The organism is Pseudovibrio sp. Ad13 (assembly GCF_001623225.1).
Taxonomy (GTDB): domain Bacteria; phylum Pseudomonadota; class Alphaproteobacteria; order Rhizobiales; family Stappiaceae; genus Pseudovibrio.
Genome location: NZ_LMCC01000005.1, coordinates 411,096 through 430,410 on the forward strand (window position 1 = coordinate 411,096; position 19,315 = coordinate 430,410).

18 protein-coding genes are annotated in these 19,315 nt (G+C 51.0%); 5 read left to right on the plus strand and 13 right to left on the minus strand.

Translation table 11 applies throughout. The features are described from left to right. The first annotated feature begins 482 nt into the window (after positions 1–482). The 4 genes from PsAD13_RS08685 (at position 483) to PsAD13_RS08700 (ending at position 4,940) form a co-directional block, all read left to right on the plus strand. Positions 483–1,190 (plus strand): HAD family phosphatase, encoded by a 708-nt coding sequence (locus PsAD13_RS08685; protein WP_208986499.1) that lies wholly within the window; start codon positions 483–485, stop codon positions 1,188–1,190. Between the two features lie 949 nt (positions 1,191–2,139). Next, positions 2,140–3,459: a 3,4-dihydroxy-2-butanone-4-phosphate synthase gene (ribB, locus tag PsAD13_RS08690; RefSeq protein WP_057464887.1), complete on the plus strand. Its 1,320-nt coding sequence runs from the start codon at positions 2,140–2,142 to the stop codon at positions 3,457–3,459. Positions 3,460–3,498: 39 nt separating this feature from the next. Further along, positions 3,499–4,047, plus strand: a complete 549-nt coding sequence (locus PsAD13_RS08695) for a hypothetical protein (protein WP_208986500.1) — start codon at positions 3,499–3,501, stop codon at positions 4,045–4,047. A gap of 155 nt (positions 4,048–4,202) precedes the next feature. After that, positions 4,203–4,940: a class I SAM-dependent methyltransferase gene (locus PsAD13_RS08700; RefSeq protein WP_057464889.1), complete on the plus strand. Its 738-nt coding sequence runs from the start codon at positions 4,203–4,205 to the stop codon at positions 4,938–4,940. 21 nt (positions 4,941–4,961) lie between these two features. Here the strand turns inward: PsAD13_RS08700 and PsAD13_RS08705 are convergent, their stop codons facing one another. From PsAD13_RS08705 to PsAD13_RS08715, 3 genes are all read right to left on the minus strand, one after another. Continuing rightward, on the minus strand, positions 4,962–5,252 hold the full coding sequence (locus PsAD13_RS08705) for a DUF1330 domain-containing protein (RefSeq protein ID WP_063299128.1): 291 nt from the start codon (positions 5,250–5,252) through the stop codon (positions 4,962–4,964). Between the two features lie 53 nt (positions 5,253–5,305). Beyond that, positions 5,306–5,641, minus strand: a complete 336-nt coding sequence (locus PsAD13_RS08710; protein WP_208860097.1) for a hypothetical protein — start codon at positions 5,639–5,641, stop codon at positions 5,306–5,308. A gap of 140 nt (positions 5,642–5,781) precedes the next feature. Then, a complete protein-coding gene (locus PsAD13_RS08715) occupies positions 5,782–7,047 on the minus strand; it encodes a class I SAM-dependent RNA methyltransferase (protein WP_063317886.1) in 1,266 nt (421 codons plus the stop codon). Between the two features lie 356 nt (positions 7,048–7,403). On the opposite strand from PsAD13_RS08715, the gene PsAD13_RS08720 reads away from it, so the two are divergent. Continuing rightward, on the plus strand, positions 7,404–9,470 hold the full coding sequence (locus tag PsAD13_RS08720) for a methyl-accepting chemotaxis protein (RefSeq protein WP_063317887.1): 2,067 nt from the start codon (positions 7,404–7,406) through the stop codon (positions 9,468–9,470). Between the two features lie 60 nt (positions 9,471–9,530). On the opposite strand, the gene PsAD13_RS08725 is transcribed toward PsAD13_RS08720, so the two are convergent. The 10 genes from PsAD13_RS08725 to PsAD13_RS08765 all read right to left on the minus strand — a co-directional run bounded on the left by PsAD13_RS08725 (position 9,531) and on the right by PsAD13_RS08765 (position 19,179). Continuing rightward, positions 9,531–10,265: a TlyA family RNA methyltransferase gene (locus tag PsAD13_RS08725; protein ID WP_063317888.1), complete on the minus strand. Its 735-nt coding sequence runs from the start codon at positions 10,263–10,265 to the stop codon at positions 9,531–9,533. A gap of 33 nt (positions 10,266–10,298) precedes the next feature. Further along, positions 10,299–10,445 (minus strand): hypothetical protein, encoded by a 147-nt coding sequence (locus PsAD13_RS27770; RefSeq protein ID WP_164845264.1) that lies wholly within the window; start codon positions 10,443–10,445, stop codon positions 10,299–10,301. A gap of 47 nt (positions 10,446–10,492) precedes the next feature. Next, a complete protein-coding gene (locus PsAD13_RS08730) occupies positions 10,493–11,098 on the minus strand; it encodes an SCO family protein (RefSeq protein WP_063302379.1) in 606 nt (201 codons plus the stop codon). Positions 11,099–11,127: 29 nt separating this feature from the next. Then, positions 11,128–11,601 (minus strand): copper chaperone PCu(A)C, encoded by a 474-nt coding sequence (locus tag PsAD13_RS08735; protein ID WP_208980483.1) that lies wholly within the window; start codon positions 11,599–11,601, stop codon positions 11,128–11,130. An 85-nt stretch (positions 11,602–11,686) separates the two neighbouring features. Then, positions 11,687–12,100 (minus strand): hypothetical protein, encoded by a 414-nt coding sequence (locus PsAD13_RS08740; protein ID WP_063302377.1) that lies wholly within the window; start codon positions 12,098–12,100, stop codon positions 11,687–11,689. 38 nt (positions 12,101–12,138) lie between these two features. After that, positions 12,139–13,524 carry an MFS transporter gene (locus tag PsAD13_RS08745; protein ID WP_057465021.1) on the minus strand — a complete coding sequence of 462 codons (1,386 nt, stop codon included), beginning with the start codon at positions 13,522–13,524 and terminating at the stop codon, positions 12,139–12,141. A gap of 128 nt (positions 13,525–13,652) precedes the next feature. Further along, positions 13,653–15,554, minus strand: coding sequence for a 1-deoxy-D-xylulose-5-phosphate synthase (gene dxs / locus PsAD13_RS08750; protein WP_063317889.1), 1,902 nt, complete (start codon positions 15,552–15,554; stop codon positions 13,653–13,655). Positions 15,555–16,333: 779 nt separating this feature from the next. Further along, positions 16,334–16,585: an exodeoxyribonuclease VII small subunit gene (locus tag PsAD13_RS08755; RefSeq protein ID WP_057465022.1), complete on the minus strand. Its 252-nt coding sequence runs from the start codon at positions 16,583–16,585 to the stop codon at positions 16,334–16,336. Between the two features lie 40 nt (positions 16,586–16,625). After that, positions 16,626–17,546 carry a histone deacetylase family protein gene (locus tag PsAD13_RS08760; RefSeq protein ID WP_057465023.1) on the minus strand — a complete coding sequence of 307 codons (921 nt, stop codon included), beginning with the start codon at positions 17,544–17,546 and terminating at the stop codon, positions 16,626–16,628. Between the two features lie 643 nt (positions 17,547–18,189). Then, positions 18,190–19,179: an L-threonylcarbamoyladenylate synthase gene (locus PsAD13_RS08765; RefSeq protein WP_063317890.1), complete on the minus strand. Its 990-nt coding sequence runs from the start codon at positions 19,177–19,179 to the stop codon at positions 18,190–18,192. Positions 19,180–19,315 lie beyond the last annotated feature (136 nt).

Sequence of the window (19,315 nt, forward strand, 5' to 3'; positions counted from 1 at the left end):
TTATTGAAAAGGCGCTGGTAAAACCAGCGCCTTTTTTGTTGTTTGAAAGGGAAGCTGTGGGATGAAAATAAAGTATCACCTCCCCCAAAAAAGAGGGGGAGGCTTTTGCTGGTAATCGCGCAGACTAACACGAGCAAGGCCATGGTTGCCGGACGAAGTGTCCAAAACGCACTAGCGCTCAGAGTGGCTCATCCAACAGTTGAGATACGCTGCCCTCAGATTTTCCTGTTTGAAGACCTTCTTTATGCCGCCTAAACACAACGCTTTGACGAGCATCGAATACTCACTCATTGATTGTAGTAGTCACGCTGGCCGTAGTTTACTTCGCCAAAGCGTGCCTTCGTGACGTTCAAGCTCTGGAAGACATGGAGAGCGACGAAAACAAAATGGCCTGAGACATTCGATGGCGGCTTCCCCTGGCAATTGCACGGGGGTAGATTACTGCTCCACTGTGAAATGAAGTTCTAACCGAAAATGCCTAGATGACGAAGGAGCCGTGGATGTTTCCTATTCCGTTGGACGCTGTAATATTTGATATGGATGGGTTGTTGCTAGACACAGAAAGGCTTTATCGGTCGGCTATCTTTGGCGCATGCGAGGACCTTGGTCATAACATGCATGATATTCTTCATCTCAGCTTGATCGGCACTCCCAAAGAAGTAGGGGACGCGAAGCTGAAGGCACACTTCGGTGATGAATTTGCGATTGATACATACCATGAAAAATGTCGAGATCGGTTTCGCGCCTTGTGCGCGACGAGTATTCCATTGCGTCAGGGGGCGGGCGAAATACTTGATTGGTTGAAGGAGTTTAACATTCCGAGGGCCGTAGCCACCTCCACTCCTCGGGCGCTGGCTCTGGATCATCTGGAAAAAGCGGGCATCCTTGATCGAGTTGATGCTGTCGTAACCCGAACGGATGTCGAATTCGGCAAGCCGCATCCTGAGACTTTCATAAAGGCTGCTGCCGCAGTGGGTGGCCGTCCTTCACAATGCCTTGCTTTAGAGGATTCCCATACCGGTATCCGCGCGGCTACCGCCGCAGGCATGGTCACGGTCATGGTGCCAGACCTATTGAAGCTAACGGAGGAAACCCGATGTCTGGGCGTTTCTGTCGTTCAGGACCTTGATTGCTTGCTTTCGCAATTGCGGTCCAGCGTCGAACACTCTGAGCGGCATTGCCATCTGTGAACCCGCCCCGGGTTTGCGGAATGAAAATAAAGTATCACCCCCCAAAAAAGGGGCTTTGCTGGTAATTGCACAAACTAATATGAGCAAGGTCATGTTTGCCGGAGGAAGTGTCCAAAACGCACCAGTCCTCAGAGTGATATTTTATTTTTATCCAACAGGAGCGCGCTTCTGTTGGATGAGGCGTTTTTTTACATTGGCCTGCCTTCAAGCTCTGGATGCATTCCAAAAAACTTATCCCCCTGGTTCAAAACCATGCCCATACTAAGCGCATGCCTACGTAACGGGCTGCTGGCGGAGCGACCGTCAGTTTGTCGTAGGCTGGGTTGGGCTGTTGGAAGACGTAACGCACCTTTCAGTGGTCCGGTGAACCGAACTTCAAACGTGACCGCATGGTTTGAGGGGAAGGGCCCAGGACTATAGGGTATCACGCGGTGATAGATACAAGAGCACCGGCAGTAAAACCTGCTTTTGCAACAGTATCTATCAAAGACGGAGGAACTGTTTGGGCATGGAAACGTGTCTGGATAAGCCATTGTCTTTCCGGGAAACCGGCTATCGTGCCTTATAGGCAAAAGAGGCGACGTTGTTCATTATAAAAAGCCTGGGCAAGGCGTGTAGCCAATGCCGAAGAAACTAACTTAACAAACAGCGCAGGTATTGCCTGCCGCCTTGCTCATCCCGACTTCCGGGAACCCTAGCTCACCACTGCATGAGAGGTCATGTGGTGCTGTTGGTGCTTCTTTGATCAGTTTGCGAACTCGGGGCAGGCCCAATGCATGCAATCGAGCGTGTTCGCACAAAGCCGCAAACCGTTTATTCACCTCAAGGTCACCCACAGATACGACCTAGGTAGAAAGCGGTAAGCTTTTTTCGATTTGCCCCTTGATTTCCGAGTTCAAAAGCGCAATTTCAGTGTCACTGAAAATTGCAAGGCCAAGGGGCTAGGATTATGCGCTTGACTGAATGGTTAGAAGACGCTGGTGAAAGCAGGAGTGCCTTTGCACGCCGCGCTGGTTTGTCTCCTGCATCTGTAACGGCTCTGTGCAACGACCCAAGCGCATGGATTTCTCGAGAAATGGCCCAGAAAATCGCTGAAGCGACGGGCCATCAGGTGACCCCCAACGATTTTCTCGGACTAAAAGAAAACAAGGAGTACGTCGTGTCTCAAACAAGAGTAGCCGAAGCCCTGCGCGCCTTCGAAAACGGCGAGATGGTTGTTGTAACTGATGATGATGATCGCGAAAACGAAGGCGATCTCATCGTAGCAGCCAACATGATCACCCCTGAGCAAATGGCATTCATCATTCGCCACACCTCTGGGATCGTCTGTGCTCCGATGACGCTCAAAGAAGCAAAGCGCCTGCACCTTGAGCCGATGGTCGCCAACAACGACGCTCCACTGGCAACTGCGTTCACCGTCTCCGTTGACTATGCGCCAGGCCTGACAACAGGCATTTCAGCTGAGCAGCGCTGTGCAACAGTTCGTGGCCTTGCCAATCCAAATGCTGGCGCAGCTGATTTCGTCCGTCCGGGCCACATCTTCCCATTGGTCGCAAAAGAGGGCGGCGTCCTCATGCGCTCCGGTCACACAGAAGCAGCGGTAGACCTGTGTAAGCTGACTGGCCTGCCGGAAGTTGGCGTCATCAGTGAGTTGGTGAATGACGATGGTACTGTAAAGCGCGGTGAGCAGGTTGAAGACTTCGCCCGTGAGCATAACCTGAAAATGGTTTCTGTCGCGGATCTCATTGCATGGCGTCAGCGTCATGAAAACCTTGTGAGTCGTATCGACGAGTTCGATGTCGAGACCACCGCAGGCAAAGCACGTGCCATCGTGTATTCTACTCCGTTCGACAATGTTGGCCACTTGGCGCTGGTTTACGGCGACGTGCGTGATGGTCAGGATATTCCGGTCAGGCTCCATCTGGAAAACGTTCTGGATGATGTGTTTGGGCAAACCAAACCTCTGGAAGCAATCATGGAAGACTTTGCGGAACGAGGCCGAGGCATTATTGTTTACCTGCGTGAAGGTGCGGTAGGCGTTGCAAGCAAGTCCAACCGTCATCGTGATAATCTGGAAGCTGCTGAGCATGAGCAGCACGATTCCGCTCAAGGCCGGTCTGAGGACTGGCGCGAAGTTGGTCTCGGTGCGCAGATCCTGAAAGATCTGGGAGCCAACTCTATCCGGGTTATTGCATCGCGTGAGCGCCACTATGTTGGCCTTGAAGGCTTCGGCTTGAAAGTTGAAGCAACAGAAACTCCGGCGGACTAATCAACAGGCCCCCGACGCAATATGGAAAGTGGCGGGGGCATGTCTCAGTTTGATCTTGATCCATGGCAGGAAGAGCAGAGCTCGGCTGAACCATTCACACTTGGCTATCGAAAAGGGACGGGCGAGCCCGTTGTCTACGGCAGCCTGCTGCTCGGGGCAGCTCTTCTTGGTACGGGCATTGTAAGCGGTTCACTGATCCCTGCATTGGCATCACTACCCGTTTTTCTCAGCGTTCACTGGCACTACCCTTTCGTCGATAAACGCCCTCAAATTGCAGCCAATGAGACCGGGCTCTATCTGGAAAGGCTTGGCGTCCTGCGTTGGTCAGCAATTGCTGAGCTTTCCCTTTACAAAACAGCTGTCCGCACCATGGAATTCAACCAGCTGCACATCAAACTCAAAGGCCCGATTGATGACTGCCTCGCAAAGCGAGAGCCCCAGTCTATGCCGCGACGGGCTATGAGAAAGAACTGGCGCTTGAAGCAAGCCAAGTCGAACGCACCAGTACTTGAAGTGGATTTACATCTCCTTGCGTGTGACCCTGAGATCCTGTTGCAAAGAACTAGACAGTTCTGGCGGGGGCAATGATGTTTCTCTGCAACACTGATCTATAAACAATCATTGGGCAGATTAAATACCTCAGAATTCTTTGTTTGGCCGCAAATCCGCTTATCCTGTTACAAGACGTTAACACTCTTAACCTAACTTTTATTAGGAAGGACAGCACCCGGAAGGCAATTATCATGCAGCTGAACCGCACGGAGACAAAGGGAAACACATGCAGCTTTACCAGTCTGGATAAGGATTGGGGGGCAGATGATGACTATCTTTTCAACTTCGCTTGCACACCGGGTGGAAGCGTTTTGCAAATTGCATGCGGCACAGGTGCGCTGTCCAACGCACTTTCCAGACAAGGTATAAACACTGTTGGTGTTGACCGAAATCCGAAGAAAATTGCACAAGCTGTTAAACGATCAGAGACGGTAACGTGGTTGGAGGCAGATGCCCGTACGGTGCATCTCAATCAGAAGTTCGACCGCATCATTATAACCGGCAATGCTTTCCAGGCCTTCGCAACCAACACGGACCAGATCCTCGTCCTGCAAACCATCGCTGCTCACCTCAAACCAAATGGCAAATTCGCATTCGGCATGGAAAATCCGAAGGCACGGCCATGGGAGAAGTGGGGCCAGAAAGGCAAACCGCTTTTGGTACGCTCAGTTGAAGGGCAAAGAGTGTCGCTGTGGCAGGATACAGCAGGGCCAGACAAAAACGGTCTCGTGTCCATGCAAACCCACTACGACAGCGACGGTCAGCACTACTCCAGAAACAATATGCGCCGCTTCGTACATCGCGATCATATCCGCGACCTGTTGGAAGCCGTTGGCCTGCGCGCAACAGCTTCCTATGGAGACTGGTCAGCACTCAACCTGAATGATGCTGCACCTTTTATTATCGTCAGCGGTGGCCTGAGCACTTAACGCTCCTCAGGCTCCCAGAACTTACACCCCATCAATAATCGTCAGGCTACACTTAGCAGCACCATGACGGATTTTGGCAACAGGGGCATACTCCGGACAGTTCAAAAACGCCTGCGCCTTTTCCATGCTTGGAAACTCCACGATGACGAGACGGTGTGGTGTCCATAAATCACTCTCAACCACATCCATATCACCGCCACGTGCCCTGTAGATGCCGCCGAAGCTCTCAGCAATCGGGCGAGCCTGGGCCTTGTAATCCTCATAGGCGATGGGATCTTCAATTTTTGTATCAACAATGACGTAAGCTGGCATATACTTCTCCTGTAATTGGAAAAGAGCCTACCTGATTTGGTTGTCTTGGGAAATTACGCGGCAGACTTAGTGCCGTTATCTTTAGGGGAAGGCTGCCCTTTGCCTCTTTGCCGCTTGAAATAACGTGGGCGGGTCCGGCGGATGATCTTCTTGAAACGACCACTGGATCGTACTTCAATCCAATGCAGAGCCTGATTGAGCCAGGTGAAGTTTTTCCTGTGCCGCCGTACGAATTTTGCAAACCTGCGGCTTGTGGCAATCAGCAGCACTGTCCCCAGCGCCAACAGCGGAACGCCCGTTGGAATAGGGGTCCAGACCGTGAGCAGGCCCAGCACGATGCAAATGATAGCGGCAAAAACTGAAAGGCCCTTGATCAATGGCTCGACCACCTGTGCGCGTCACAAACTTGGTTAAGTATACACAAGGGGCGTGAAGCTTCCGTAACACGGGCTTTCAAACTTAGGGCAAATATCGAAAGTTCAGGGAAGGCGGCAAATTACTCGCAACTTGCCGCCTGCATAATCACCGCTTATGCGCCGCGTTCCAGCAGAGCAACCACTTCAACATGAGGGGAATAGAGAAACTGGTCAATCGGCACAACGCGTTTGATCTGATAGCCACCGTCCAGCAACTCTCGAATGTCACGAGCAAAACTAGCTGGGCTACAGGAAACCGCAACGATCTTCTTGACTGGAGATTTTGCAAGCTCCTGCGCTTGGGCAAGAGCACCAGCACGCGGCGGATCAAACACCACACCATCAAAACCCTTGCCAAAGTTATCAAGCTCTTTAGCAACAATTGGTCGGCGGAACAGATCCCGGCGTTCAGTAGTGACTTTCTTAAGGCCCTTGGCACGGCGCAATCCAAGATCAAGCGCTTTCAGTGACGTTGCTTCGCCTTCCACCGCATGCACATTGGCAAACTGTCCGATATTGAAGGTCAGCGTGCCCGCACCGCAGAACAGATCAGCTACACGCTTGCAGCTGCTCAAACCCTCTGAAAGAAGATCGCCCATGTTTTTTTCGGCGCTCAAGGCTGCCTGAATAAAGCCACCGGACGGGATTGGAACAGCGACGCCGCTCATGTCCAGTAAAGGAGGACGGATCTCAATAATTGTCTCACCATCAACAGTCAGGCGTGCAAAGTCATTCTCAACAGCACCCTGTGACAGTTCAAGGTAATGTTTGTCTTTGTTTTTACCCAACCCACCAATAGCAACATCAAGGCCGCTCTGTGTTGTCGTCACGGTGAACTTCAATTCGCCCTTACGCGGCAGAATTTCGCCAGCAAGCTTGCGTAGTCCCGGTACAGCTTTCATGAGCTCAGGCGCAATCACAGGGCATTCTTCAATGTCGACAAGACGGTTGGATTTAGCTGTGTGATAGCCAAACAGCACTTTATGGCCTGCTTTTACAGCTGCAAACACAGCACGGCGACGACTGCCCTTGCCGCAAACCACAACATCTTCCACTGGCGTTTCAATGCCACGGGAGGCCAGCGCGTCAATCACTTGTTGCCGCTTGAAGTTCTTGTAGGAAGCCTCATCCATATGCTGCAAAGAGCAGCCACCACATGTGCTGAAATGCTTGCACACGGACGCGATGCGATGCGGGCTTGGCTCAATGATCTGGTTAAGTTCCGCACGAGCGCCTTGCACCTGGGCGCTGACAAGCTCGCCCTCAAGTGTATAGGGAACAAAGATGTGTCCGGCATCGGTCTCAGCAACACCATCACCCTTATGGGCAAGGCGTGCAATACGGAGGGTTTCTACAGTGGCTTCAGGCTTCTTAGACATGGCACTGCGTTTACAGCGCTGGTCCGATACATGCAATGCTTGATGTCGCGAAGTTTGGCATTCCGTTGGAGCGTGATTGAGCAGCGATGTTTAGTCTTCGATTTGATCTAGGGGAAGCCATCGTTTGTGACGCAAAGGTAATGTGGAAAATTACTGTATAGGTGTGCTGTGCGACACTTTATACTGAGTTTCTGAATAGATTTTGCCGATCTATTTAAAATGTTCTCTGAAATAAACTTTTTGTTTGTCTATTTGATCGATTTCCCAACGGAATATGCGGGTTGCATGCGTATGGTGATACATTCTATGGCTGCAACTTTCCCAAAAAAATCGGCGATGTTCTGTAGGAGTTTTCAATGCCGTCTTTAAAATTAAAAGGGAAATTGACATTTTGGGTTGTCGTGATTGCACTGGTGTCGATGGTTGCCTCATCGGGGTCTGTCTTGTTCATTGGGGCAGGAGTTATCGAAGAACAAGCAATCAGGCTCTCAAACGAAATTGCCAAGGAAAGTGCAGCCGTCGTTAAAGCTGAACTGGATCAATCTTTTGCTGTTGCGCGCAATACAGCCAATGCATTGGACGCACTCAGAAAAAGCGGAGACGCCAATCGCGCAGCTTCAGCTGAGATCCTCAAAGGTGTCCTTCAGAGCAACGAACAGCTGATTGGCAGCTGGGCCGCTTGGGAACCTGATGCGTTTGATGGCAAGGATCAGGACTGGGCCAACAAGCCGTTTCATGATCAGACCGGACGGTTTATCCCATATTGGTTCCGCTCAGGTGGACAGATAGGCCGGGAAGCACTCGTCGATTATGAAAAGGATGGAGCAGGTGACTACTACTTGCTTGCTCAAAGAAGTGGCGATGAGATCATCCTTGAGCCGTACATCTATTCTGTTGGCGGCGTCGATACCCTGATCACTTCTCTTGTTGTGCCGGTAGATGGCTTTGGCGCCAGAGACGGTGTTGCTGGTGTCGATATTGCTCTTTCTGACATTCAAGAGCGACTGAATGGAATGCATCCCTACGAGGAAGGCTACCTCACGCTGATCAGCTCTTCCGGAATAATTGTTTCCAATCCAGACAGTCTGCTTGTGTCCAAAGCTGCTGGTACAGCGGGTTTTTCAAAAGCAATTCTTGAGCCGTTAACCTCTGGAAAAACGCGCATTCTACCCAACACGGAAGTCGGTAATGTTGAAATGTTGCAAGTGGGCGTTCCAATCAGTATTGCCAAAACCGAAGAGCCATGGCTGCTGGTCATCACCATCCCACGCAGTAAAATCCTTGAGGCGTCCAATCAGATGTTCTCACTTGTCTCTGTCTTGGGCGTTGTACTCGCGCTCCTTGCAGCTCTGGGCGCATGGATATTTGCCAGTTCGTTGAGCAAGCCAATTTCTTCTCTGACCCGGGTTATGGGTGAGTTGGCATCAGGAAATCTGCAGGTTGATATCTCGGAGCGCCGCCAGAAAGATGAGATCTCTGACATGATCACAGCTGTGGGCGTGTTCAAAGACAACGCCATCAAAGTCAAGGAGATGGAGGCAGACAAAAAAGAGCAGGAAAACAAACGCATAGCCGCTGAAAAGGCAACGCGGACCAAGATTGTCTCTGATTTTGAAAAGAGCGTAGGCAGTGTTGTTCAAACTGTTTCATCCGCTGCCACAGGCATGAAGTCACATGCAGAGATACTGGAGCCAGCTGCCTCAAGAGCACAGTCGCGTGCCCAGGCGGGGGCAAATGCAGCTGAGGCGACCTCTGTTAACGTACAAACCGTGAGTTCTGCTGCGGAGGAGCTGACAGCATCCATTCGCGAAATTGGGATGCAGGTCGACCTGGCCTCAAGAACGGTTGCGGTGGCTGTCTCTAAGTCTGAACAAACCAACATCACCGTGCGTGGTCTTTCCGAGGCTGTGCTGAAAATTGGCGAAGTGATTGACATCATCAATGCGATTGCCGATCAGACCAACCTTCTCGCCTTGAATGCCACCATTGAAGCGGCCCGAGCTGGGGAATCTGGCAAAGGGTTTGCCGTTGTTGCCAATGAAGTGAAGGATCTGGCCAATCAAACAGGGCGGGCAACCCAAAGCATCGCCGAACAGATCAGCGGCGTTCAGGAAGCAACGCAAGGTGCTGTTGATGAGATTGCGGGCATTTCCAAAACCATCAGCGAACTTGATGAAGTAGCCTCCAACATTGCTGCTGCAGTTGAAGAGCAGGGCGTGGCAACCAGTGAAATTGCCCGCAGCGCTGAACTTGCATCGAATGGGACCAAGGAAGTTTTTGCCAGCGTGAATGACATTGGCAAAGCGGCTGAAGACACCAGCAACTCTGCTTTGAGTGTGAAAAAGGCGTCTGTGGATCTCACGGATCTGGCAGATGAGCTCAAAGACCGCGTGGAAGGCTTCGTGTCTCAGTTGCGTGCATAAAGCACACAGGAACACCTTTTCCCGAGACCTCTATGCCTCGGGAGAAGGGTTTCATGAAAACTATAATGGCTTCTTTTGGCAGGCCATCAGGTACTCTGCATTTCCATCTCCACCCTTGATCGGGGAGGAGGTGATGCAAAGCACGGACCAGCCCGGCTGTGCATTCATCCACTCTTGCAGTTCTACAGAGATCTGTTCCGCAATCTCTGGTGCAACAAGACCACCTTTCCCAATCCGCTCACGCCCTGCTTCAAACTGTGGCTTGACGAGGAAGACCCCTAAGGCACCATCAGCAGCCAGCTCAAGAGCTGGTGGGAGGGCAAGCTTCAGAGAGATAAAGCTCACGTCGGAAACTAGAAACTCCGGGTGCTGGCTTTCAAGATGCTCAAGCGTCAGCTCACGGGCATTCAGGCCGTCTTTACGGACAACGCGTGGGTTGTTGGAGATCTTATCTGCCAGCTGATCATGCCCAACATCAATGGCATGAACGATCTGAGCATCATGCTCCAGCAGAACCTGCGTGAAGCCTCCTGTCGAGGCGCCAATATCGAGGCAAACCTTACCAGCAGGGTCGAGCTCAAAATGCTCCAGGCCTTTGATGAGCTTCAAAGCGGCGCGGGATACATAGTCAGAGGCCGGATCATCGATAGAGACGTCGGGCTTGCCTGAGATCTTCTGCGAAGGCTTCTTTGCAGGCGTACCATCTATAACGACCGTGTTTCGCAAGATTGCATCACGAGCACGGGCACGCGTTTCAAAATAGCCATGTTCGACGAGGAATTGATCAAGCCGCATATGTCACCTGACTGGGATGATTAAAAGCTTAGCCTAAAGGCCGAAGCAACCAGCCAGTGCATTTAACAGTTTGTCTGAGAAAAGCAAATTGCCATAGCGCATCCAAAGGAATGCGGTGGCTGCGATCAGCAGAAGTCCAACGGCAGCTGTGCCAGCATAGAGAGCTGCATGATCTTTCATATCTTCATCCAAAAAAGGGTGCCTGAATTCCCAGACACCCTAAACTTTTATGAGCTACCAAGCAACTTTCTGATTTTTGGAAGCGCTGTTTCTTCAGGTTCCTGATAGCTGATGGTTCCCACGAAATCCAAGTCACCATTCAGCATGTAAACCGCTGCGGTGTGGTCCATGGTGTAATCACCGTCTTCCAATGGTACTTTTCTCGCATAAACGCGGTAGTCTTTAACGACTTTTTTAACCTGGTCGACGGAGCCAGTCAGTGGAACGACGTGAGACCCAAACGCAGCAACATAATCCGCAATAACGTCTGGTGTATCGCGTTCAGGATCAACGCTGACGAAAACGAAGTTCAGATCATCTGCCTTCGGACCCAGATTATCAATCCATCCCTGCATATCAGAGAGGGTTGTTGGGCACACATCAGGACAGTATGTGAAGCCGAAGAACATCAGAGTTGGTTTGCCATCAAGGTTCTTGTCTGTAAAGATTTGTCCCTTGCCATCAACCAGCTCAAACGGGCCACCGATCTGCACAGTAGCAGCCTGCGGGACATCCTCTTTCACAAACTTCATTACTGTTACAGCAGAAACTGCGGCAACGAGCAATGCGACTGCAGCCCACGCTCCATATCGAATTGTTTTCGCAACGTTCATCTTAATCCACCCGTGCACAGTTCAATTGGTTAGTGGTGCATTTTGCCGGATTTTGCACCCATTTTCATAACTGGGAATGTTACTTCAACTGGACCGGCTTTTTCGAATTCCAGCGTAACTTTGAGCTCTTCGCCCATTTTGAATGCTTGGTTCAGGCCCATGAACATGACGTGGTAGCTGCCAGGCTTCAACTCAAGTGTCTCGCCAGCAGGAATAACTACGCCATCGTCCAGCTTGCGCATTTTCATGATGCCATCGTTCACAGCCATTTCGTGAATTTCAGTGCGCTTGGCATAGCCGGAAACTGCACCTGTCAGGCGCGCATCTTCGCTGCCATTGTTGGTGATGGAAACGAAGGCCCCGCCACCTTTTGCTTTTGGTGGAGTAGCGCGTGTCCAGGCATCTTTAATGGTCAGTTCACCGTGTTGTATGCTGTCCGCAAGAGCAGCAGAACCGGTGAATGCAACAAGAGCTGCTGCAACAAGAAGAGCACGTGTTTTCATAATAGTCATCCAAGGAATAGCTCCCTACCTGTAAACTCAGGCAGAAGAGATCAGTCAAATCAGGTTTTGTTGATCAAGGGAAAACCTAGGCGACTGGAGGAGCCCGGATGAGGAAATTATGACCACGGAGGCTTCTGTCAATTACGAGAGCGCTATCAAGGGAGAGAGAACCAGCAACCACGAGGGTAGGACACTGCCAGTTCTCGGGCTCTATCGAAAAATAAGTCGCCTGTTTGGACGTATGCGGGCACATGAACGTGCAATCGCAGCCTATTCCCAGCGGATTTTCGGTATGCGTGGAGCCTTCAATCTTTGCAATCTGCGAACCGCCTGAAGGGGCGCACAATTGCATGAGCGCAGCAACCGAAGGATCAGCAGCTGCACCGGAAAAACTCAGGACAAGCAACAGTACTCGGGCCAGCATCGCAACGCCAGCAAGCAAAACGAGCGGATGCCGCTCGCTTCTGAGTACATGTAATGTATTACTCGGCTTGACCATGAGTCTTTCTTAGTTGCTTCCGCTGAGTGTGTCTACACTCAGCCAGAAGGGAATCTGGAATTATCCTGAGTCTCATCAGTTGTAGGCGGATTCTCATCCTCATCATTGCGATTTGGCAAATCACCCACTTCTTCTGAGGCCATGCCCTCATCCTGCTCGTAGGCAGGGAACTCTTCAGGCGGAATAACGTAAGGATCTTCGATATCTAGCGGATCAGGTGTAAGCACGGCACCCATGTTGGATGTTGCACCGTATTCGAAGTCTGTCTTCTCCAGATCCTCGTCCGCAGGGCGAATAACCAGGCGGCTGACAACGAAAAGGGCAAGAGCTACTTCAACAAGTGCCACCCATATGAATAGCCCTTCAGGGCCGATACTGAACATCAGGCCTGCTGCAACGGTCGGTCCAATCATCGACCCGATTCCGTTCGACATCAGAACACCGGAAGATGTCTCGACGTAGTCTTCTGCTTCCACATAATCGAAGGCGTGGGCAGCAACAATCGCGTATGTTGGCTGACTGGCCATGCCGAGGATCAGGAATACGGTGAATGTGGTCCAGAAGTTTCCGCTCTCAAGCGTAAAGAGCACTAGTGCCGCCGCTGCCGCGGCAAAGCCCAGGAGCAAAATAATGATACGACGGTCTACACGGTCAGACAGACGACCAATCGGCCACTGCGTAATCGCACCACCCAAAACGATGGCTGCTGCAAAATACGCCGCCTCGTTGGTGCTATAGCCGATCTGCTTGGCATAAAGCGGAGCCAGCGCCCACATGGAGCTGTTGGCAAGACCAATCAGCAAACAACCAATCAGAGCCACAGCAGAGGTCTGATAGAGGTTGATTGGGCGGAAGCGCACCAGTGTAATAGGAGCTGGCTGTACTGCTTTGGTGAGCACAACAGGAACCACGGCAACGCTGACAAAAATGGACGCAATTGCAAATGGCACAAAGGTACTTACGTCAAAGCCAACAATCATCAGCTGGCCACCCATGGTCGCACCCAGGTAGCAGATGATGTAAAGCGACATGACTGTGCCACGGTTCTCATTAGTTGCCCGGTCATTCAACCAGCTTTCGACAACCAAAACGATGCCAGCAAAACACACACCAGTAATGATGCGGAAAAGTGCCCACGCCAAAGGGTCCACCAGAATAGGGTGGAGCAGCGCGGCGCCAGACATCAAAGAAACCAGTGCAGCAAATGCACGGATATGACCGGCCCGTAGAATGAGAAACGGACCAAACAGACACCCAATCACAAAGCCAATGTAAAAACTGGACGAGATCAGACCAATCTGGAGGTCTCCAAATCCGGCCAAATCAGCTTTGAGGGGGATAAGCGTCGAAGAAAGTCCATGCCCTGCAAGAATCAGGGCGGTGGACAGCATCAAGGACGCAAAGGTTGCAAGCAGCAGTATCATGCGCGCACCAGCCAACGATGTAAAACTGAGTTCACACTACATATCATATGCAAAAAGAAAATAAGGAGAGCAGCGAAAGCTGCCCCTCATTTAATTTTTTGATGAGTTATGAACACAAATACAATGTTCTACACCAGCCTTAACGGCAAATCCTCTGCTTTACCAAGGGTTTCAAAGACACGTCGCACAATCCCTGATGCGTCTAGTCCGGCATCTTTGTACATCGTCTCTGGCTTTGCATGGTCTTGGAAAACGTCCGGCAGGATCATACTGCGAACTTTAAGAGAGCCATCAAGCAAGCCGTTGTCAGAGAGGAACTGAAGCACCTGGCTTCCGAAGCCGCCAATAGAGCCTTCTTCGATAGTGATCAGCACATCGTGTTCTTTGGCAAGGCGCCCGATCATCTCTGTATCAAGCGGTTTGGCAAAGCGTGCGTCGGCAACTGTTGTTGAAAGACCGGCCGCATCAAGCGTATCAGCAGCCCTCAAGGCTTCCTGCAAGCGGCCACCCAGTGAAACCAGAGCAACGCGGGAACCTTCTTTAACGATGCGGCCTTTGCCGATCTCCAAAGGCATGCCAACTTCCGGCAGATCAATGCCAATGCCTTCACCACGCGGGTAACGGAAGGCAATTGGACCTTCATCATAAGCAGCAGCGGTGGAAACCATATGGACCAGCTCTGCTTCATCACCCGGTGACATAACAACCATGCCCGGCAAGCAAGAGAGGAACGCAGTATCAAATGAACCTGCGTGAGTCGCACCATCCGCGCCAACGAGACCAGCGCGATCAATCGGGAAGCGTACAGGCAGTTTCTGGATCGCAACATCGTGGACAAGCTGATCGTAGCCACGCTGAAGGAAGGTCGAGTAAATTGCACAGAACGGCTTGAAGCCCTCAGAGGCAAGACCAGCGGCGAATGTCACAGCATGCTGTTCAGCAATACCCACATCGAACATGCGGGTTGGGTGAACTTTTTCAAACACATCCAGACCAGTTCCGTCCGGCATCGCGGCTGTGATGCCAACGATCTTCTCGTCTTTGTTTGCTTCTTCAATCAACGCATTGGCAAAAACGCGAGTGTAGGCAGGTGCATTCGGTTTCGGCTTGGACTGTTCACCTGTCACAACATCAAACTTGGCAACAGCGTGATACTTGTTGCTGGCGTTCTCAGCAGGCAGATAGCCTTTACCCTTTTGGGTCACCACATGAACGAGGATTGGACCTTCTTTAGCGTCCCGAACGTTTTTCAGGACAGGCAAAAGGTGATCCAGATTGTGCCCATCAACGGGGCCAACATAGTAGAAGCCAAGTTCTTCAAACAAAGTACCGCCGGTAAAGAAGCTGCGGGCAAACTCTTCTGCCTGCGCTGCTTTTTCCTGCAGTGGTTTTGGCAATGCACTTGCGACTTGCTTAGCTGCCTCGCGGAAGCCCTTATAAGTCTTGCCAGAAACAAGACGCGCGAGGCTCGCGGAAAGGGCACCAACAGGTGGAGCGATCGACATGTCATTGTCGTTCAAAATAACGATCAGGCGGGAGTTCAGCGCGCCCGCATTGTTCATGGCTTCATAAGCCATGCCAGCGGACATCGCGCCATCACCAATCACAGCGATCACATTGTTATCGCCACCGGCAAGGTCGCGGGCCACAGCCATGCCAAGGCCAGCTGAAATAGAAGTGGAAGAGTGTCCGGCACCAAATGGGTCGTAATCACTCTCAGAGCGCTTGGTGAAGCCGCTCAGGCCGCCATCCTGACGCAGTGTGCGAATACGCTCTTTGCGGTCAGTCAGAATTTTGTGCGGGTAACACTGGTGTCCTACATCCCAGATCAACCGATCTTTGGGCGTGTCGAAGACATGGTGGAGCGCAACGGTGAGTTCAACAACACCTAATCCAGCTCCTAAATGCCCTCCTGTAACAGAAACAGCATCAACCATCTCCTCTCGAAGCTCTTCAGCAACTTGTCGAAGGCGGTCCTCGGGGACCTTTTTGAGATCAGATGGGTTTTGAATTTGATCTAGCAGGGACATCAGGGTCTTCTTAAGTCTTTTGACTATTTGGCAGCTTAACACAGAACGACCCGACCATGGCATATGTTCTAAATTATGGCCGAAACGACTGTCTTCCGTAATTGACCACGATTATAGCAAGCCTGCCCTCTGTGCAATTGCCTGTCATGAATAATTGATCGTTTATGCTAGGTCCTTTTGTAGGGATGCCTCTTCAAAACCTGTGTCAATAGGGGATGAGAACGTATTTTTTTTCATTTGCTAGTATTAATTGCGCTTTTGTCACCCCATGGGGTGATGCAATCTGCGACGAAACGTCCTATGTCGAATGTGTGGTCGATGGGGCCACGTGCACAGTGATCGACTTGGGGCTACGGTTTTCGTAGCCCCCTTTTTTTTGCCTATACCAATATCCGGCGATAAATGAAGAATACTTGTCGATTTAAACTAGACCGTCCGGTCGGTTATACGATCTATCCAGTGCTTTGTATTCTCTGTCTTGAAATAATATTCTGTGAAATATCTCCGGTTAAGTATTGTTCCAATTAAAACTTATCGGCTCACTAGAATAACAGGTGTGTTATGTGCTCAATAGTTTTTGTCCAATTTTATTTAGTAGGCTAAATAATAAATTATCACGAAATTTTTATCATTTAAGTAAAACAGTGTTCCTGTTGAATCAGGCGCAAACAAAAACCCCGCTCATGGCGGGGTCTGTTGAAAAAATGAACGCGTGTACTAGAGAGAGAATTCTAGTTATTGTGTTTAGAACTAGAATTTCTATTCCATATTGGCTGAATTTATTGCTCGTCCAGTGCTTCTGTGCCAACTGCGTTTCCAGATGTGTTCATCTGGATTTTTTCTACCTTCTCTTCAGCAGCTTTGAGCAAGCCATCGCACTTTTCACGCAAGGCTTCTCCCCGAGCATAAAGCTCAATGCTCTTTTCCAGAGGCACGTTGCCTTGCTCCAGATTGCGAACAATGGTTTCCAGCTCAGCTAATGCTTGCTCAAAGGAAAGGTTTTCAATGGAACCGGCTGCTTCTTCTGTCACCAAACTGTCCTCGCTCAGTCGGGAGTAGGTGCACTCCCAATTAGTAATCCATCAATGTCATTACATGAGCGGCGGCAGATCGCGCAAGACCTTCCAGATCATACCCACCTTCTAAAAGCGAAACGACACGTCCCTGACAGCAATCATCCGCAATTTCGATGAGTTTGCGGGTCGCCCACGCAAAGTCCAGCTCTGTGAGGCGCAGGCCGCCAAGTGGATCACGTTCATGAGCATCAAAGCCCGCGGAGATAATAATCAGATCCGGTGAGAATTCACGGATACGCGGCAAAATCGCGTAATCAAGGGCCTCGCGGAACTGAGTTCCATCATCGCCTGCCGTGAGTGGGGCGTTGACAATGTTGTTGTGCTCACCCGTTTCATTCACGGCACCGGTGCCCGGAAACAGCGGCATTTGGTGAGTGGAGGTGTACATCACTGTTGGGTCGTTCCAGAAGATTTCCTGAGTGCCGTTTCCGTGGTGAACGTCAAAATCCATGATCGCCACACGCTCAAGCCCATAAACGTCCTGTGCATAGCGGGCTGCAATTGCCGCATTGTTAAACAGGCAAAAACCAGAGGTAAGAGCTGACTCCGCATGGTGTCCTGGAGGCCGGCATGCCGCAAAAGCGTTGGAAACGCGTTTACTCATCACCTCATCCACACAGCGTGTTGAGCCGCCCACAGCTCGCATCGCCGCCTCCCAGCTGCCCGGAGACAGATTGGTGTCTGGCGCAAAATCGATGAGCCCCTCTTCAGGATTCATGTTGTGGATGGAGTTGATGTAGTCAGAGCTGTGAACCCGGGCAATATCCTGAAACGTTCCGAATGGCGCAATATCGCGATCCAGCATGAAGAACCTTTCGTTCTCAAGCATACGATCAATAGCCCGCAAACGGTCGGGACGTTCTGGATGACCAAGCGGAGTAAGATGATTTAAAAAAGCCTGATGGTGCAGCAGCAAAGTACTCAAGATATTGAACCCGTTAAAAATGAAGTCAGGTACACAGCCAATTTTAGAGCTCGTTCCAGTAGCGAAGTTGGAGCGTGAAGTGAGCACACTTACTCTAGTGTGATGGCACCTAAATCCAATCCTGTGAAAAATTGGGCGAATTACATATACAAGTCCACATTGCCGAGCAGTCTGTCAATTGTACACCCCTCCAGTTTATCTCGGTAATTGGGATGAGGTGCCGATAAATCTCAGTGGTTATGCCTGCGTGGAATGCCCAGCTGTCCCGTGAGTAAGACAAGAAAAATCCGGAGTGCGTGTATAACACGCAACCCCGGATTAAAGGTGCGAGCAATCTGTGTTGCTCGTGGGGGAGGTCCGCTGCATCTCTAAGAAATACATGACTGTAATATTGGGCTAATTATTTAAATTTGCACGCTGATTATTCCCCCACTCCTTGAATTCATACTGAGCGGAAAGAGAAAAGGTTAACACCTATTCTTTAGGTGTTGCATAAATACAAGGAATTCTACAATAAGCCCAAAGTATTCAGGGGTAGTTATCCTGTGCTCTCAACGGGTTGCGGCAGAGAGATCTTGGGTAAATGCAAAGAAGAAGGCAAAGCGCGGTCTGTTTTCGGCGTTCTGAACAGCGTTTAATCGCGGGGAGCAGCAGCACGGGCAAGCCGGTCATTAATAGCTTCCCCCAGTCCATGATGAGGGATTGGCATGACTGCAATTTTTCCGTTTTCTCCAAGGTCGGCCTGACGCAATGCAGTAAACAAGCGTGCAGCAGCCTCGGTCAGATCTTCTGAGTCGCTGAGAGGAACCAGCTTGGCAGCTTTATCGGAGCCTTTGGGCAGATTAGCACCAAAGGTAATCAACGCTTCCCCTTCCGCCACATCCTCTGCATTCAGGCGAATGTGGGAGTTGGGAGCGTAGTGGGATGTCAGCATCCCGGGTGCCATTGGGGCGCTGTCGTCTGTTCCCGCACGCACAAGTGTTTCACCAAGCACAGCTTCAATGTCTTCACGGGCCAGACCACCCGGTCGCAGAAGTGTTGGGCGTTCCCCCACAAGCGAGACGATTGTTGATTCAACACCTACAGAGGTCGCCCCGGAATCGATGAGGTAAGACAAGTGATCTTTAAGATCGTTGATAACATCTTCTGCAGTCGTGCCGCTGATCCGCCCGGAAAGGTTGGCCGAAGGTGCCGCCAGCGGGCGCCCGGTATGCTTGCACAATGCCCGCATCACATCGGAGCGAGGCACCCGAAGTGCGATTGTCTCAAGACCCGCCACAGCAAGATCAGAGACCGGGCTGGTTGGCCGCTTCGGCAACACAAGAGTCAACGGCCCCGGCCAGAAGGCTTCGGCCAGTTTGAGAGCACGGTCATCAAAAAAAGCGTGGGTTTGTGCTGCTTCCAGACTGTCTATATGAGAAATTAAGGGGTTGAAACTTGGACGCCCTTTCGCCTCATATATACTCGCACAGGCTTTGCCATTGGTTGCATCTGCAGCCAATCCATATACCGTCTCAGTAGGTATCGCGACGAGTTTCCCATCGCTCAGCGCATCGCAAATATCCTGAAAAATTTGCGTGTCTTCCAACTGGGTGTCAGATGGGTGTAAGCGCCAGAGTTTCATACCTTTTCTTTCTTACTAAGACGAATGTAGGGGGCTACCTGCCTCTAAGGGATGCTTGACGTATAGGTTAATCACACTACTGTCCCAAACAGGAAAAATTCTGTAGCGGCCTTTTGATGGGCAAAAGCCAATTCGT